This window comes from Stenotrophomonas sp. STEN008, from assembly GCF_056760435.1.
This window is the reverse complement of record NZ_JBRRET010000006.1, coordinates 70,644-86,855: the sequence shown is the minus strand read 5'-3', so window position 1 is coordinate 86,855 and position 16,212 is coordinate 70,644. Positions and strand designations below refer to the sequence as shown.

Here is a 16,212-nt window from a genome sequence, read left to right as displayed (position 1 = left end):
CACCCTGCCTAGCTTGACCCGCAATGGCCGCATTCGAAGAGGTACGTGAATGACGATTCGAGTCTACCTGGTGGACGACCACGCACTGGTCCGCACCGGGATGAAGATGATCCTGTCGGGTGAGACCGACATCGAGGTGGTGGGCGAGGCCGAGACCGGCGAGGACGCGCTGCGCGAGATCCGCCAGCTGCAGCCGGACGTGGTGCTGTGCGACCTGCACCTGCCGGGTGTCAGCGGCATGGAAGTGACCGAGCGCATCGTGCGCGGCCATCGCAGCACGCGCGTGGTGATCGTGTCCGTCCTGGAGGATGGCCCGCTGCCGAAGCGGCTGCTGGAAGCCGGCGCGGCCGGGTACATCGGCAAGGGCTGCGACGCCCAGGAACTGCTGCGCGCGGTGCGCGACGTGGCAGGCGGGCGCCGCTACCTGGGCACCAGCATCGCGCAGAATCTGGCGCTGTCGACGGTGGAGGGGAATGGTTCGCCGTTCGACACCCTGTCTCCGCGCGAGCTGGAAGTGGCGCTGCTGCTGACCCAGGGATTGCGCCAGGAAGACATCGCGCGCCGCCTCAGCCTCAGCGCCAAGACCGTCAACACGCACAAGGCACGCCTGTTCGAGAAGATGGGTATCCATGACAACATCGCGCTGGCGCGCATGGCCAGCCAGTACGGGCTGGTGGATCCGGCACGGCCGCTGTGAGGGTTTCAGCCAACGGCTGAGGTGCGTCGCGCGCCCGGAATCTGTCTTCCAGTTCCGGCCCGCGGTCGCGGGGCCAAGCGTCGGCCCCGCGCTCACCCATCGGGCGCTCAGGTGCCGCGCACGCGCTTGACGATGGCCGCCGCCTGCATGGCGCTGGCGCGCACCTTGTCCCAGTCGCCGTCCGCAATCCAGTTGCCGGGCACCATCCATGAGCCACCGATGCAGACCACGTTCTTCTGCTCGAGGTACTCGGCGGCGGTGTTTTCCGTGATGCCGCCGGTCGGGCACAGCTTCAGATCGGCAATTGGACCGGCCACGCCCTTGATCATCGCCAGGCCGCCGACCGCCGTGGCCGGGAACAGCTTGCACACCCGGAATCCGCGCGCATGCAGCGACAGCAGCTCGGTCGGCGTCGCCGCACCGGGCACCACCGGCAGCGGCGCAGCGGCCAGCGCATCGGCCAGCGCGGGCGGCGTACCCGGGGTCACCAGGAAGTCCGCGCCGGCATCAATCGACTGCTGCATCTGCTCAACGGTCAGCACTGTACCGGCACCCACCACCACGTCCGGCAGTTCGCGCTTGAGCATGGCCAGCGCCTCCATCGCCACCGGCGTGCGCAACGTCAGCTCGATCGCCGGCAGACCGCCTTCCAGCAGCGCCGCACTCACCGCACAGGCCTGGTCCAGCGTATGAATCGTCACCACCGGCAGGATGCCCGCCGCATGCAACAGCTCCGCCGCCTTCAGCTGATGTTGTTCGATACCCATAGCTCTGCTTCTGCCTTTGCTTCCGAATTTGATTTTCAGTGATCACTTCGCGGCGTTGATGCGCCGGAAAGTGTGACGCCGCCACCAGCACACTCGCCGCCGCAACACACCCGCAGCGCTGTTGAACCCTCAGGCGTCCTTCGCCTCATGCGGCGCTGCCGCAGCCGCCGCATCGTGTCCCAGTTCGTACTCGGCGTCGTAATCCCACGGCCCGCCGTCGGCCGCTGCCGGTCCGCACGAAATCGAAATGGCGCCCTGATCGGCCGGCCCGACCACACGACGGTTGATCGCGAACAGGTTGCGGCCCAGATCATTCGCCGCGGGCGCGGTGTTCGGGGCCTGAGTGCGTGCTGCCCATTCCGCAGCGTCCACCAGGACGTCCAGCGTGCCCGCCTCGCCATCCAGGCGGATGATGTCGCCTTCGCGGACTTTCGCCAGCGGACCCCCACGCGCGGCTTCCGGCGTGACATGGATCGCTGCCGGGATCTTGCCCGACGCCCCGGACAACCGGCCATCGGTGACCAGCGCAACGCGTCGGCCCTGGTTCTGCAGAAGGCCCAGCAGCGGCGCCAGGGAATGCAGCTCCGGCATGCCGTTCGCGCGCGGGCCCTGGTAGCGCACCACCGCCACGAAATCCTGGGGAAGCAGCCCGGCAGCATGTAGCTTGTTGAGCACCTGGGGCGCATCAACGACAACGGCCGGTGCTTCGATCGAACGGTATTGCGGCTTCACCGCCGACAGTTTGATCAACGACCGGCCCAGGTTGCCGCGCAGCAGGCGCAGGCCACCCTGGCTCTCGAACGGAGCGTCGACGCCGCGCACCACCTCCTCGTCGGCACTGCGCTCCAGCCCGGGCAGATAGACCAGGGTGCCGTCACGCAGCTGCGGTTCGCGGGCGTAATCGGCCATGCCGCCGCGCGCCACACTGACCAGGTCGCCGTGCATCAGCCCGGCCCTGATCAATTCTCCGAACACGAAAGCCGGGCCGCCGGCCGCCGCGAAGCGGTTCACGTCGGCGTCGCCGTTCGGATAGACGCGGGCCAGCAGGGGAATCAGCTGCGACAGCTCGTCGAAGTCGTCCCAGGTCAGCACGATGCCGGCGGCACGTGCGACCGCGATCCAGTGGATGGTGTGGTTGGTCGAGCCGCCGGTGGCCATCAGGGCGATGACGGCGTTGATGATCGCGCGCTCGTCGATGATCCGGCCGAGCGGACGGAAATCCTCGCCCAGCGCGGTGATCTCCAGCGCACGCTCGGTGGCCTCGCGGGTGAGCGCATCGCGCAGCGCAGTGCCCGGGTTGACGAAGGATGCGCCTGGCAGCTGCACGCCCATCGCTTCCAGCAGTACCTGGTTGGAGTTGGCGGTACCGTAGAAGGTGCAGGTGCCTGCGCCATGGTAGGAGGCCGACTCGGCCTCCAGCAGTTCTTCGCGGGTGGCTTCGCCGGCCGCATAGCGTTCGCGCACCTCGGCCTTCTGCTTGTTCGGAATGCCCGGCGTCATCGGGCCGGCCGGAATGAACACCGCCGGCAGGTGGCCGAACGCGAGCGCGCCGATCAGCAGGCCGGGCACGATCTTGTCGCACACGCCAAGGTAGACCGTGGTATCGAACATGTCATGGCTGAGGCCGATCGCGGTGGCCTGCGCGATCACATCGCGCGAGAACAGCGACAGTTCCATGCCACCGCGGCCCTGGGTGACGCCGTCGCACATCGCCGGCACACCGCCGGCCACCTGCGCGGTGGCGCCCAGTTCACGGGCGATCCCGCGGATCTGCTCCGGATAGGTCTCGAACGGCTGGTGGGCCGACAACATGTCGTTATAGGCGGTGATGATGCCCAGGTTCGGCGTCACCCCGCCGCGCAGGCGGCTCTTGTCAGTGCCGCCGCAGGCAGCGAAACCATGGGCGAGATTGCCGCAGCTCAGGCGGCTGCGGAAGGGGCCTTCGCGCAGGGCGGCGTCGACAGCGGCCAGGTAGGCCGCGCGCGAGGCAGCGCTGCGACGGATGACGCGGTCGGTGATGGCTTGCAGTTGCGGATGGAGGCTCATTGGCTACCGGCGTTCGAGGTGGCGAGAGGTGGGCGGCGGCGATATGCCGCCACCGACATCAATCTGCCCAGTGGACGCGCAGGCGCGCGCCTTCCAGGTGGATTGCGTTGAGGATCGGGTACTGCTGGGCATTGTTGCTGTCCAGCGCCTGCCGCAGCACCTGCAGCTTCTGCTTGCCGCGCAGCAGCAGCAGGCGCTGGCGGCACTGGCGCAGGCCGTGCGGGGTCAGCGTGATCCGCAGCGGCCACTGGTTGGCGCCCGGGCAGCCGGTCGCATCCAGTGCGGCATAGGGCAGGGGGCTTTCCAGCGCGCGGGCCAGGTCCTTCGAGCCGGGGAACAACGAGGCCGTGTGGCCATCATTGCCCATGCCGAGCGCGACCAGGCTGGGCGGCTGGCTGTGCTGTGCCTGCAGATTGGCGGTGTACACGCATTCCGGAAGCGGCTTGCCGATGCGCACCAGCGGGTCGAAATGTGCACCTTCGGCGCGCTTGAGCAGGTGCTCGCGTACCAGCCAGGCATTGCTGTCGCGATCCTGCGGCGACAGCCAGCGCTCATCGGCCAGGCTCACTTCCACGCGGTCCCAGTGCACTTCCATTTCTGCCAGCGCCTGGTACACCGGCGCCGGCGTGGTGCCACCGGACAGCAGGATGCGTGCGCGGCCGACTTCGTTGATGTCACGGTTGATGGTCTGTGCCATTTCGGTGGCCACCGCTTCGATCCAGCCATCGGCATCGCCGTGACTGACAAAATCGATGCGGTCGTCCTGGAAGACAGGGCTCATGCGGCAACTCCCGGAGCGTCACGTTCGGCATCGGCTGCATAGGCGGCAGCGCCCAGCAGGCCGGGGCAGGGGTGCATGATCGCCAGCGAAGGCACCCGCGCCATGATCGAGGAAAACCGGCCCTTGTGCTCGAAGCGCTGGCGGAAGCCGGAGTGCTGCAGCGAATCCAGCATTTTGGGCACCAGGCCGCCGGTCAGGAACACGCCATCCCAGGCACCCTGGATCAGCACCAGGTCGCCGGCGATGGCGCCGAACACTGCGCAGAACACATCCACCGTGCGCATCGCCTGCGGATCGCCGAGGGCGGCACGGGCGGTGACGTCGGCCGGCTGCAGATGGCCCGGATCGACACCGGCCATCTCACAGACCGCACGATGGATGTTGACCAGGCCGGGACCGCAGATGAGACGCTCGTTGGACACCCGGCCGAACTGCTCGGACAGGATCTCCAGGATCCGCACTTCTTCCGGCGTGCCCGGCGGGAAGCTGACGTGACCGCCTTCGGTTTCCAGCGGGTAGCTGCGGCCGTGGCGCACCACCAGGCCACCGACGCCGAGGCCCGTGCCGGGGCCGATCACTCCGTAGTTGCGTGGCTGGCCCGGTGCGGCCGGCGTCCAGTGCGCACCGCCGATCTGCACCACATCCTGCGGTTGCAGCAGGGCGACGGCCATCGCCTGTGCGGCGAAGTCGTTGATCAGGTGCAGCTCGTCGAAGCCGAGCATCGCTGCGGTGCGGCTGCGCGAGATCACCCACGGATGGTTGGTGATGCGTGCCTCGTCGCCATCGACGCGGCCGGCCACCGCAAACACGCCGCGGCGCGCGCTGGCCCCGGCCTGCTCAAGGTAGTGGCGGGCGGCATCGCCCAGCGACGGGAACTCGGCGACCGCGAACTCGCGGATGCTGTCCTTCTGCAGGGGCGCATCCAGCGAAGTGTCGGCCAGTGCGAAGCGGGCATTGGTGCCGCCAATGTCGGCGACCAGAACCGGCTGCGAGCTGCCACTCATGCCGAGGCTCCGGTGTCCGGCGCATCCACGCCCTGTGGCAGGAAGCCGGTGGCATCGGCCGGACCCCACTGGCCTGCAGGGTAAGGCTGGAGCGGCAGGCCGGCTGCCTTCCAGGCATCGGCGACGCTGTCGATCCACGCCCAGGCGGCGCGCACTTCGTCGTCGCGCACGAACAGCGCATGGTTGCCGTTGAAGGCGTCCAGGAAAAGGCGCTCGTAAGCGATGCGGCGGTGCAGTCCCGTCGGCACCGACAGCTCCAGTTCCAGCGGATGCAGTTCCAGCGCGCCCCATTCCGGACCGGCCAGGCTGCTCATCAGGCCCAGCTCGATGTTTTCCTGCGGCTGCAGCTGGAACACCAGGCGATTGGGTGCGGCCTGCGCGCGCTGCGGGCGCTCGAACAGCCAATGGGTGACCGGCTTGAGGGTCACCACCACGCGTGTGGTGCGCTCGGGCAGGCGCTTGCCGGTGACCAGATGGAAGGGAACGCCGGACCAGCGCCAGTTGTCGATGTGCGCGGTGACGCCGGCGAAGGTCTCCACGTCGCTGCCTTCCGGCGGCTGATAGGCCTGTGCCGGCTGGCCGTTGATGGTGCCGGCGGTATAGCGGCCGCGCACGCTGTCGCGGGCGGCATGCTGGGCGTCGAGGGGGCGCAGGGCGCGCAGCACCTTGACCTTCTCGTCGCGGATGCGGTCGGCTTCGAGCGACGCCGGCGGTTCCATCGCCACCAGGCACAGCAGCTGCAGGATATGGCTCTGCACCATGTCACGCAGGGCGCCGGAGCGTGCGTAGTACGCGTCGCGGCCGTCCACGCCTTCGCTCTCTGCGACCAGGATGTGCACCGACTCGATGTAGTTGCGGTTCCACACCGCCTCCAGCAGGGTGTTGCCGAAGCGCAGGGCGATCAGGTTCTGCACCGCAGCCTTGCCCAGATAGTGATCCAGGCGGAACACGCGGTCTTCGTCGATCCACTGGCCGATGGTGCTGATGATCTCTTCGGCACTTTCGCTGTCGCTGCCGATCGGCTTCTCCAGCATCAGCCGGGCCGGTGCGGCAAGGGCGCCCCCCTTGGCCAGGCCTTCGCAGGTGGAGATGTACAGGCCCGGCGGAATGGCCAGGTAGCTCACGCACCGGCGGTCCACCAGGTCGGAGACGGCGGCGGCGACCGAGTCGACATCGCGCAGGTCCACCGAGCGGTAGTCGATGCGGCGCAGCAGCGCGGCGATGTCGTCCTGCGAGGCCATCGGCATGGCCTGCTGCAGGCGCGGGCGCAGGATGTCATGGAAGGCCTCGGTGTCATGGCCGGACAGGGCCAGCGCACGGATGCGGAAATCCTCCGGCAGCAGACCATCGCCAAGCAGGCGCAGCAGCGAAGGGAACAGGTAGCGCTGGGCCAGATCACCTGTGGCACCGAACAGGAAGAGGGTGTCGTGCATCGCTCGAGTTTCAGATCCGGGTGACATCGTTGTCAATCGCTTCATGGCTGGGTTCGGGGGACATCCGCGCAACTGCCTGTCCGAGGTTCGCGGAACGCGATCTGCAAGGGATACCAGCAGGCCGTTCCATGCGAAACCACCGCACCGGCGAACGTCCCATTGTCCGCCGACGCAGGTCGGTGCGCACCGACCATCGGATAGTGCCACGTGAAAACGTTTACATGGCAGAATGGGCAACTGTATTCGATTGCAGTGCTCGCCGTCATGCGGCAGTCGCGCAATCATTGCTGCCATCGGGAGGGCCGAGGCAGTCCCAAAAGACAGCCCGGCGTCGGGCAGACCGGATCAGGTGATATGGCAAAAGTGCAGTTGCAGGGTGTGCGCAAGGTCTACGACAACGGCCAGGTTGCGGTGAAGGACGCCACTTTCGAGGTCGCCGATGGCGAACTGATGGTGCTGGTCGGTCCTTCCGGCTGTGGTAAGTCGACCCTGCTGCGGATGGTGGCAGGCCTGGAGGAGATCAGCGGTGGCACGCTGAGCATCGGTGACCGCGTGGTCAACGATGTGGCACCGAAGGATCGCGACATCGCCATGGTGTTCCAGAGTTATGCGCTTTACCCGCACATGACCGTGGCCGAGAACCTGGCGTTCGGCCTGAAGCTGCGTGGCCACGACAAGGCGACCATCGACAGGCGGATTGCCGAAGCGGCGCAGACGCTTGGCTTGACCGAGATGATGGACAAGCTGCCCAAGGCGATGTCAGGTGGCCAGCGCCAGCGTGTTGCGCTGGGGCGCGCGCTGGTGCGCGAACCTGCGGTGTTCCTGCTCGACGAGCCGCTGTCCAATCTCGATGCCAAGCTGCGCCACAGCGTGCGTACCGAGATCGCGCAGCTGCACCGCAAGCTGGGTACGACCATGATCTATGTCACGCACGACCAGGTCGAAGCGATGACGCTGGGCCAGCGCATCGTGGTGCTCAAGGACGGCATCATCCAGCAGATCGATACGCCGATGGCGCTGTATGACCGCCCGGCCAACCTGTTCGTGGCCGGTTTCCTCGGCAGCCCGGCGATGAACGTGCTGCGCGGGACATTGCAGGGCGATGCGGGCGGCGTGACGGTGGTCGAGGGTGAGTGGCGCGCGCCGCTGGGCCAGGCCACGATCGACCCCGCATGGCTGCAGAAGCCGATCAACGTCGGCGTGCGCCCGGAGCACCTGCAGCCCGCCACGGGCGACGACGCGCATGCGTTCACCGCGCGCATCGAGGGCATCGAGCCGGTCGGCAACGAGATCTTCGTCAACCTCAGCAGCGGCCAGCATGCACTGACCATGCGGGTGGCGCCGCAGGCGCTGCCGGCCGTGGGCGAGGACATCCGCGTGGCGATCCATCCGCAGGGCCTGCACTTCTTCAACGCGGAAACCGGCGAGCGCCTGTAAGACTTGGTGGCGCCGGGCCATGCCCGGCGTCATCGGCAGATCCCCGCCCTGCGTGGATGGGGCGCAGCCTCAGCGCGCCAGGCCATCCAGCAGTGGAATCCGCTGCGCGGGCGCATCGCCGACCTGCAGCGCAGCGTCGCTCGTTTCAAGCGGCAGCACCGCCAGCGCGAGATCGCCGGCCACGCTGGCGATCGTGCCCAGTGCCGTGCCGTCCTGCTGCACGCCGTCACCGGCCTGCGCCGGCGCATGGGTGTGCAGCAGCTGCACCGCGCGCTTGGCCTTGCCGAGGAAGTGGGTGCGGGCGACGATTTCCTGGCCCGGGTAGCAGCCTTTCTTCACGCTGTAGCCGTTCAGACGGTCCAGCCCCAACTGCTGCGGGGTCCACACCTCGCGCTGGCTCTGCTCCAGCCGGGGCAGGCCATACCGCAGGTCAGCCTGGCGCCAGGCCAATACAAAGGCCGCGTCGTCATCCGGCCCACCGGCCGGGAAGGTGTCAGCGGCACCGATGCGCAGCGCGCGCGGCAGCGCGTCGCTGCCCAGGTCCAGCTCCCAACCGCCTGCATTCGCGGCGATCGCCGCGCCGGTAGCCGCTTCCGGTGCGGTGAACGCGCCGGCCACGGCCAGATCGTCGCGCAGCTGCACCTTGACCTTGCGGCGGAACACGAAACGCTGCAGTTGCGACGCAGTCGCATCCGCGTCGCCATCGGCGAACACCAGCATCACGTGATCCTCAGCCAGCCGGAGCAGCTGGAACACCGCCAGGGTGCGGCCCTTGGCACTCAGCCAGGCGCTCCACTGCCAGTGCTGCTGGGGCAGAGCGAGGACATCGCTGCTGAACTGGGCGTGGGCGAAGGCAGCTGCGTCCACGCCCTGCAGGCTCACCAGCTGGTGGCCCGGAAGGCGTGGATATCCGACGAAAGCAGGGGGCAGGTTGTCAGGCACGTGAACGAGGTCTAAAATTTGTGCGTTGCGAGACCGACCATGATAGGCCAAACAACCCCCACTCCCGACGACGAAACTGAAGCCCCGCTGGTCCCTGCGGCACCCGTGCCCGTGGAACAGGAAAAGGCAGAGGAATTCGGCGGCCGCGGCGGACTCGATCCGGTGCGGTATGGCGATTGGGAGAAAAACGGACGCTGCATCGATTTCTGATCAGCATTGAGCCAACGCGGCCGCGTGCCGCCCAGCCGAGACAACGAGCCCAGCGAATGGCGACCAGACAACGCCCACTTTCCCCGCACCTTCAGGTGTATCGCTGGCAGATTCAGATGGCCACCTCGATCCTGCATCGAGCCACTGGCGTCTTTCTGTCTGTTGGTGCCCTCATCATCGCTGCGGGCCTGCTGGCCCTGATGATGGGGCCCGATTCGTGGAACTGCTTCACCGGCCATGCCGGGGCCTGGTATGGCCGCGTGTTCCTGTTCGCGTGGACATGGTCGTTCGCCTATCACCTGTGCAATGGCATCCGCCATGTGGTGCAGGACTTCGCCATCGGCTTCAGCATCCCCGCCTTCATCCGCAGCAGCTGGCTGTCGGTCATCGGCAGCCTGGTGATCACCCTGCTGGTGTGGGCCTACGTGATGTTTGGAGGTGCCGCGTGAGCAAGTTCCGTACTCCGCTGAAGAACGTGCGTGGCCTGGGTTCGGCCAAGACCGGCACCGAGCACTTCGTGCACCAGCGCCTGACCGCCGCCGCCCTGGTGGTGCTGGGGGTCTGGTTCCTGGTCTTCGTGCTGGGCCTGCTGGGTTCCGACTACGCGACTGCCACTGCTGCCATCGCCAAGCCGTGGAACGCGGTGCCGCTGATCGGCCTGCTGATCGCCATGTTCTGGCACGCACAGCTCGGCATGCAGGTCGTGCTGGAAGATTACATCCACGAATCGCTGCTGGCCCTGGTGCTGCAGACCGCGGTGAAGTTCGTCGCCGTGCTCGGCATGATCGTCAGTGTGTTCGCGGTGGGCCGCATCGCCCTCGGCGTTGCCTGAGCCCAGGCACCTACACAGGAATCCAGACTAGATGTCCGCTTACAAGATCACCGAACACAAGTACGACATGGTCGTGGTGGGCGCCGGCGGCGCCGGCCTGCGTGCCACGTTCGGCCTGGCCGCCAAGGGCCTGCAGACCGTGTGCCTGACCAAGGTCTTCCCGACCCGTTCGCACACCGTCGCCGCCCAGGGCGGTATCTCCGCCGCGCTCGGCAACATGGGTGAGGACGACTGGCGTTACCACTTCTTCGACACCATCAAGGGGTCGGACTGGCTGGGCGACCAGGACGCCATCGAATACATGTGCCGTGAGGCCATTCCGGCCATCATCGAGCTCGAGCACTACGGCGTGCCGTTCTCGCGTACCGCCGAAGGCAAGATCTACCAGCGCCCGTTCGGTGGCATGACCACCAAGTACGGCGAAGGCCCGGCGGCGCAGCGCACCTGCGCGGCGGCCGACCGTACCGGCCACGCGATGCTGCATACGCTGTACCAGCAGTCGCTGAAGCACGACGCGCGCTTCATGATCGAGTACTTCGCGCTCGACCTGATCTTCGACGACGAAGGCGTCTGCCGCGGCGTGCTGGCCTTGGACATGTCCGACGGCACGCTGCACCTGTTCCGCGCCCAGGGCGTGGTACTGGCCACCGGCGGCTACGGCCGAGCCTATTTCAGCGCAACTTCCGCGCATACCTGCACCGGCGACGGTGGCGGCCTGGCCATGCGTGCCGGCATCGCCATGCAGGACATGGAGTTCGTGCAGTTCCACCCGACCGGCATCTACGGCGCCGGCTGCCTGATCACCGAGGGTGTCCGCGGTGAAGGTGGCATCCTGCGCAACAGCAGCGGCGAGCGCTTCATGGAGCGCTATGCACCGCATTACAAGGATCTGGCATCGCGCGACGTGGTCAGCCGTTCGATGACCATCGAGATCCGCGAAGGCCGCGGTGTCGGCGAGCACAAGGATCACATCCTGCTCGACCTGACCCACCTGGGCCCGGGCGTGATCGATGACAAGCTGCCGGGCATCGCCGAGAGCGCCCGCATCTTCGCCGGCGTCGACGTGCACAAGCAGCCGATCCCGGTCATCCCGACCGTGCACTACAACATGGGTGGCATCCCGACCAACTACCACGGTGAAGTGGTGCGCAAGGTCGGCGACAACCCCGATGCCGTGGTGCCGGGCCTGTACGCCATCGGCGAAGCCGCCTGCGTGTCCGTGCACGGCGCCAACCGCCTGGGCTCCAACTCGCTGCTGGATCTGGTGGTGTTCGGCCGCGCGGTGGCCAACCGCTGTGCCGAGACCATCAAGCCGGGCGCGGCGCACAAGCCGCTGCCGGCCGATGCCTGCGACAAGGCGCTGGGCCTGCTGGACAAGCTGCGCCACGCCAACGGCGACACCCCGACCTCGGTCATCCGCGACCGCATGCAGCGCACCATGCAGGCCGACGCGGCCGTCTTCCGCACCAGCCAGACGCTGAAGGAAGGCTGCGAGAAGATGGACAAGATCTTCGATTCGTTCCAGGACGTGAAGGTCTCGGACCGTTCGCTGGTGTGGAACTCGGACCTGATCGAGACCTACGAGCTGAACAACCTGCTGCTCAACGCGGTGGCGACGATCAACTCGGCCGAACAGCGCAAGGAAAGCCGCGGCGCGCATGCGCACGAGGACTTCCCGGACCGCGACGACGTCAACTGGCAGAAGCACACCCTGGTCAGCGTCGACGAGAAGGGCAAGTGCAGCTTCGACTACCGTCCGGTGCACATGTACACGTTGACCGATGACGTGTCCGTGGTGCCGCCGAAGCCGCGCGTGTACTGATCCGACCCCGCCTACCATGCAATCCGCGCCTTGAGGGCGCGGGCCGCCTGAGCCAACGAGAGCAGCCATGGCCGAGTTTTCACTCCCCAAGAATTCCAAGATCACGAAGGGCCAGCACTTCCCCGTCAAGAACGGCGGCAAGAACGTGCGTACCTTCAAGATCTACCGCTGGAGTCCGGATGACGACAGCAATCCGCGCACCGATACCTATGAGGTCGATCTGGACGCCTGCGGCCCGATGGTCCTGGACGCGCTGATCAAGATCAAGAACGAGATCGACCCGACCCTGACCTTCCGTCGCTCCTGCCGCGAAGGCATCTGCGGTTCGTGCGCGATGAACATCGACGGCACCAACACGCTGGCCTGCACCCGCGCCATCGCGGACTGCGGCAAGAAGGAAGTGCCGATCTACCCGCTGCCGCACATGAACGTGGTCAAGGATCTGGTTCCGGACCTGACTCACTTCTACGCGCAGTACGCCTCGATCAAGCCGTGGATCCGCACGCAGACCCCGGCGCCGCCGGATCGCGAGCGCCTGCAGTCGCCGGAAGACCGCAAGAAGCTCGATGGCCTGTACGAGTGCATCCTGTGCGCCTGCTGCTCGACCAGCTGCCCGAGCTACTGGTGGAACGGCGAGCGTTACCTGGGTCCGGCGATCCTGCTGCAGGCCTACCGCTGGATCATCGACTCGCGCGATGAGGACACCGGTGCGCGCCTGGACGATCTGGAAGATCCGTTCAAGCTGTACCGCTGCCACACCATCATGAACTGCGCCCGCACCTGCCCGAAGGGCCTGAACCCGGCGCTGGCGATTGCCGAGATCAAGAAGCTCATGATGGAGCGTCGCGCCTGATCCATCCCGCATGCGGCCGCATCGACGGCGGCCGCACGCACCCCAGCCGAGCCACGCCATGCGTGGCTTCGCTGTATCTGGAGGCCTGCAATGGATGAAGAAACCCTGCTGAAGAAGCTGCGCTGGCGCTGCCGGCGTGGCATGCGCGAACTGGACCAGCTGTTCGAACGTTACCTCGACCGCGAATGGAGCGCTGCGCCGACCGAAGAGCGCGAGGTTTTCCTGTTCCTGCTCGACTGTGAGGACGATAAATTGTGGCGCTGGTTCATGGGCTACGAGGTCTGCCCGCATGCGCACGCCATCCCGCTCATGGACAGGATCCGCGCCCTCAAGCCTTGAGTGGCGCCCTTCACGGCTGCAGGCGGGTGCCCAGCTGGCGGTACTGCTCGCCGCCCCCTGGCTGCTGCGCGCTTCGGATCTGCCCCGAGACGCCCTGGTTCCCGTCGTACTGCTGGTCTGGGCGCTGGGCCTGGCCGAGCTCTTCTGGCGCCTGCGCCGGCCGAAGGTGAGGGTGTGCCTGCCGGCGTTGCCCGCTCCGCTGCAGGTGGCGGGGCAGGCGCTGGACGCTCCACAGCTGGTGATCCGCGGCCCGTGGCTGTTGCTGCATGGGCGCCAGGGGCGGCGGCAACGGCGGCTGCTGTTCTGGCCGGATGTGCTCGATGCCCGGCAGCGACGTGAACTGCGACTGGCCGTCGCCGCACGCGCCGTTTCCCGTCGAGCCCGGTCGATGGCACCATAGGCTGAATCGTCCGGCGTGCCTGCATGTTCAAACCCATTCCCGTGGCCATCGGCCTGCGCTACCTGCGCGCCAAGCGCCGCAACGGCTTCATCTCCTTCATTTCGATGGCATCGATCCTGGGCATCGCGCTCGGCGTTACGGTGCTGATCACCACCCTGGCGGTGATGAGCGGCTTCCAGAAGGAAATCCGCAGCCGCCTGCTCCAGATGACGGCGCATACCACCATCAGTCGCGACGGCGAGCCCATGCCGGACTGGATGCGCGTGGTGGACGTGGCCAACAAGGACCCGCGCGTGGCGGGCGCCGCACCCTATATCGAGATCCAGTCGATGATCAGCGGCCCGCGCGTGCAGGGTGCGATCATCCAGGGTATCGACCCGGCACTGGAGCCGAAGGTGTCGGTGATCGACCAGAAGGTGGTCAAGGGCAGCTACGACAGCCTGAAACCCGGCAGCTTCAATCTGCTGCTGGGCAAGGAACTGGCGATCTGGCTGGGCGTCGATGTCGGCGACCAGGTGCTGGTGACCTTCGCCGAAGTGCAGGGCACACCTGCAGGCGCCGTTCCGCGGATGAAACGCTTCACCGTCAGCGGTATTTTCGAGGCCGGCTACAACGAGGTCGACCGCGGCGTCGGCTTCGCCAACATGAAGGATCTCGAGCGCGTACTGCGCGCCGATGGCGCGACCGGCGTGCGCCTGAAGCTGCACGACATGGACCGCTCGCTGGAAGTCGGCGTGGACCTTGCGCAGAACCTCGGCGGCGCCTATCGCGTGAGTGACTGGACCCAGCAGAACGCCAATCTCTACCACTCGCTGCGCATGGAGAAAGTGGTGATGGGCATCCTGCTGTCGCTGATCATCGCCATGGGCGCGTTCAATCTGGTGTCCTCGCAGGTGATGCTGGTCACCGACAAGCAGGCGGACATCGCCATCCTGCGCACGCTTGGCCTGACCCCGGGGGGGGTGATGCAGGTGTTCATGGTGCAGGGCTCGTTGATCGGCATCTTCGGCACGCTGGCCGGACTGATCGGCGGCATCACCCTGACCTTCAACCTGGAACGCATCCTCGGTGCCATCGAGCGCGTGTTCAACGTCAAGCTGCTGCCGGAAGACGTGTACTACATCACCGGCCTGCCGACGGACATGCAGACCGGCGACGTGGTGGTGATCACCGTGGTCGCACTGCTGATGAGCTTCCTGGCCACCCTGTATCCCGCCTGGCGGGCGGCACGCACCCAGCCGGCGGAGGCCCTGCGCTATGAATGAAGCCTTTGACCGCGGCCAGGAAGTGATCCGCGCCGAGCACCTCGGCAAGATCTATGCCGAAGGGCGCATGCAGACCCCGGTATTCGACGGCCTGAACCTGACCGTCACCGCGGGTGAAACCGTGGCCATCATCGGTGCGTCCGGTGCAGGCAAGAGCACGCTGCTGCACCTGCTGGGGGGACTGGACGTACCCAGTGCCGGCGAGGTGTATGTGGCCGGTCAACGCATGTCGGCGCTGTCGGATACCGCGCGTGGCCTGCTGCGCAACCAGGCGCTGGGCTTTGTCTACCAGTTCCATCACCTGCTGCCGGAATTCACCGCGCTGGAAAACGTGATGATGCCGCTGCTGCTGTCCCGCTCGCATTCGCCGATGTCACAGCGGGCGATGTTCGCCGGCCTGGGCGTGGTGGGGACGGCGCTGGCCAGCATCGTCAACGGGGCCACCGCCTTCGTCCGTGGTCGTCCTGAAGTGGAGGAGGCGGCCGCGCGCGCAACCTTGCTGCTGGAGTCGGTCGGGCTGGGCCATCGCCTGGACCACAAACCGGGCGAGCTTTCCGGTGGCGAGCGCCAGCGTGCGGCGGTGGCGCGCGCGCTGGTGAATCATCCGGCCTGCGTGCTGGGCGACGAGCCGACCGGAAACCTGGACGATCGCACGGCCGGCACCGTGTTCGACCTGATGCTCGAACTCAATCGTGCCCGCCATACCAGCCTGGTGCTGGTCACCCACGACCGCGGTCTGGCGCGGCGCCTGGACCGGGTGCTGGAACTGCGCGAAGGGCGCCTGCACGAGCTGGCCCACGCCGACGTCTGAGCGGCCGGCAACGTGCACCTCCCGGCGCCTGAACGGTGGCGCCGGGATTCTCGCCGCCCATACCCGGGCAGGCGCATGATGGCCCCCGGTTCCCCGTGGAGATCGACATGAAGACCCCGCTTGTGATCGCAGGGCTCTGCCTTGCCCTGGCCGCGTGTGCGACCACCGGCCGCCTGAGCAGTGCCGAGCGGCTGGACCTGTACCGGGCGCACGCCGGCGCACCGCAGAATGACATGCAGTTCTTCGGCAGCCTCAACGGCTGGACCGAACTGGGCGACAGTGCACTGGCGGTATGGACCCGGCCCAGCGAGGCCTACCTGCTGGAATTGAACGGCCCCTGCCAGGATCTGTCGTTTGCGACCGCCATCGGCCTGACCAGCCGCATGAACCGCGTGTCGGCCCGCTTCGACAAGGTGCTGGTCCGGGACCCGACCGGAGGCCCGCGCCTGCCGTGCTTCATCAGCAGCATCCGCAAGCTTGACGTGAAGGCGCTGCGTGCTTCGGAACAGGAGCTGCGGCAGGCGCAGGTGCAGGAGCGCGAGGAGCCGGCGAACTAGGCCGGCGCCATCTCCG

At 67.1% G+C, this 16,212-nt stretch carries 18 protein-coding genes; 12 read left to right on the top strand and 6 right to left on the bottom strand.

Annotated elements, in window-relative coordinates:
- Positions 1 to 49: 49 nt before the first annotated feature.
- Positions 50 to 697, top strand: a complete 648-nt coding sequence (locus ACVOME_RS04955; protein WP_065174949.1) for a response regulator — start codon at positions 50 to 52, stop codon at positions 695 to 697.
- Positions 698 to 804: 107 nt separating this feature from the next.
- Here ACVOME_RS04955 and eda read toward each other — a convergent pair whose 3' ends face one another.
- The 5 genes from eda to zwf form a co-directional block, all read right to left on the bottom strand.
- Positions 805 to 1,464: a bifunctional 4-hydroxy-2-oxoglutarate aldolase/2-dehydro-3-deoxy-phosphogluconate aldolase gene (gene eda, locus ACVOME_RS04950; RefSeq protein ID WP_164152262.1), complete on the bottom strand. Its 660-nt coding sequence runs from the start codon at positions 1,462 to 1,464 to the stop codon at positions 805 to 807.
- Between the two features lie 129 nt (positions 1,465 to 1,593).
- Entirely contained in the window at positions 1,594 to 3,510 is a 1,917-nt protein-coding gene (edd, locus tag ACVOME_RS04945) for a phosphogluconate dehydratase (RefSeq protein ID WP_065174951.1), read from the bottom strand.
- Between the two features lie 58 nt (positions 3,511 to 3,568).
- On the bottom strand, positions 3,569 to 4,291 hold the full coding sequence (pgl, locus tag ACVOME_RS04940) for a 6-phosphogluconolactonase (protein WP_053517289.1): 723 nt from the start codon (positions 4,289 to 4,291) through the stop codon (positions 3,569 to 3,571).
- Positions 4,288 to 5,295, bottom strand: coding sequence for a glucokinase (glk, locus tag ACVOME_RS04935; protein WP_053517290.1), 1,008 nt, complete (start codon positions 5,293 to 5,295; stop codon positions 4,288 to 4,290). The genes pgl and glk overlap by 4 nt, the downstream gene beginning before the upstream one ends.
- Entirely contained in the window at positions 5,292 to 6,728 is a 1,437-nt protein-coding gene (gene zwf, locus ACVOME_RS04930; RefSeq protein WP_197571627.1) for a glucose-6-phosphate dehydrogenase, read from the bottom strand. Before zwf ends, glk begins: the two co-directional genes overlap by 4 nt.
- A 354-nt stretch (positions 6,729 to 7,082) precedes the next feature.
- On the opposite strand from zwf, the gene ACVOME_RS04925 reads away from it, so the two are divergent.
- Complete coding sequence (locus tag ACVOME_RS04925; protein ID WP_065181281.1) at positions 7,083 to 8,165, top strand: ABC transporter ATP-binding protein; 1,083 nt, start codon at positions 7,083 to 7,085, stop codon at positions 8,163 to 8,165.
- Positions 8,166 to 8,234: 69 nt separating this feature from the next.
- Here the strand turns inward: ACVOME_RS04925 and ygfZ are convergent, their stop codons facing one another.
- Positions 8,235 to 9,107, bottom strand: a complete 873-nt coding sequence (gene ygfZ / locus ACVOME_RS04920; protein WP_322523299.1) for a CAF17-like 4Fe-4S cluster assembly/insertion protein YgfZ — start codon at positions 9,105 to 9,107, stop codon at positions 8,235 to 8,237.
- 39 nt (positions 9,108 to 9,146) lie between these two features.
- Here ygfZ and ACVOME_RS04915 point away from each other — a divergent pair, with 39 nt between their 5' ends.
- The 10 genes from ACVOME_RS04915 (at position 9,147) to ACVOME_RS04870 (ending at position 16,196) form a co-directional block, all read left to right on the top strand.
- Positions 9,147 to 9,317: a DUF1674 domain-containing protein gene (locus ACVOME_RS04915; RefSeq protein WP_074901279.1), complete on the top strand. Its 171-nt coding sequence runs from the start codon at positions 9,147 to 9,149 to the stop codon at positions 9,315 to 9,317.
- A 56-nt stretch (positions 9,318 to 9,373) separates the two neighbouring features.
- Positions 9,374 to 9,766: a succinate dehydrogenase, cytochrome b556 subunit gene (gene sdhC, locus ACVOME_RS04910; protein WP_004153151.1), complete on the top strand. Its 393-nt coding sequence runs from the start codon at positions 9,374 to 9,376 to the stop codon at positions 9,764 to 9,766.
- A complete protein-coding gene (sdhD, locus tag ACVOME_RS04905) occupies positions 9,763 to 10,149 on the top strand; it encodes a succinate dehydrogenase, hydrophobic membrane anchor protein (RefSeq protein WP_414488286.1) in 387 nt (128 codons plus the stop codon). Before sdhC ends, sdhD begins: the two co-directional genes overlap by 4 nt.
- Positions 10,150 to 10,180: 31 nt before the next feature.
- Complete coding sequence (gene sdhA, locus ACVOME_RS04900) at positions 10,181 to 11,971, top strand: succinate dehydrogenase flavoprotein subunit (RefSeq protein WP_053517296.1); 1,791 nt, start codon at positions 10,181 to 10,183, stop codon at positions 11,969 to 11,971.
- A gap of 67 nt (positions 11,972 to 12,038) precedes the next feature.
- Positions 12,039 to 12,824 carry a succinate dehydrogenase iron-sulfur subunit gene (locus ACVOME_RS04895; RefSeq protein ID WP_053517298.1) on the top strand — a complete coding sequence of 262 codons (786 nt, stop codon included), beginning with the start codon at positions 12,039 to 12,041 and terminating at the stop codon, positions 12,822 to 12,824.
- A gap of 90 nt (positions 12,825 to 12,914) precedes the next feature.
- Positions 12,915 to 13,163, top strand: a complete 249-nt coding sequence (locus ACVOME_RS04890; RefSeq protein ID WP_053517299.1) for an FAD assembly factor SdhE — start codon at positions 12,915 to 12,917, stop codon at positions 13,161 to 13,163.
- Positions 13,114 to 13,563, top strand: coding sequence for a hypothetical protein (locus ACVOME_RS04885; protein ID WP_081279720.1), 450 nt, complete (start codon positions 13,114 to 13,116; stop codon positions 13,561 to 13,563). Before ACVOME_RS04890 ends, ACVOME_RS04885 begins: the two co-directional genes overlap by 50 nt.
- A 23-nt stretch (positions 13,564 to 13,586) precedes the next feature.
- Entirely contained in the window at positions 13,587 to 14,828 is a 1,242-nt protein-coding gene (locus ACVOME_RS04880; protein WP_481504799.1) for a lipoprotein-releasing ABC transporter permease subunit, read from the top strand.
- Positions 14,821 to 15,639 carry an ATP-binding cassette domain-containing protein gene (locus tag ACVOME_RS04875; protein ID WP_065174957.1) on the top strand — a complete coding sequence of 273 codons (819 nt, stop codon included), beginning with the start codon at positions 14,821 to 14,823 and terminating at the stop codon, positions 15,637 to 15,639. The genes ACVOME_RS04880 and ACVOME_RS04875 overlap by 8 nt, the downstream gene beginning before the upstream one ends.
- A gap of 107 nt (positions 15,640 to 15,746) precedes the next feature.
- Positions 15,747 to 16,196 carry a DUF6491 family protein gene (locus ACVOME_RS04870; protein ID WP_053517332.1) on the top strand — a complete coding sequence of 150 codons (450 nt, stop codon included), beginning with the start codon at positions 15,747 to 15,749 and terminating at the stop codon, positions 16,194 to 16,196.
- Positions 16,197 to 16,212 lie beyond the last annotated feature (16 nt).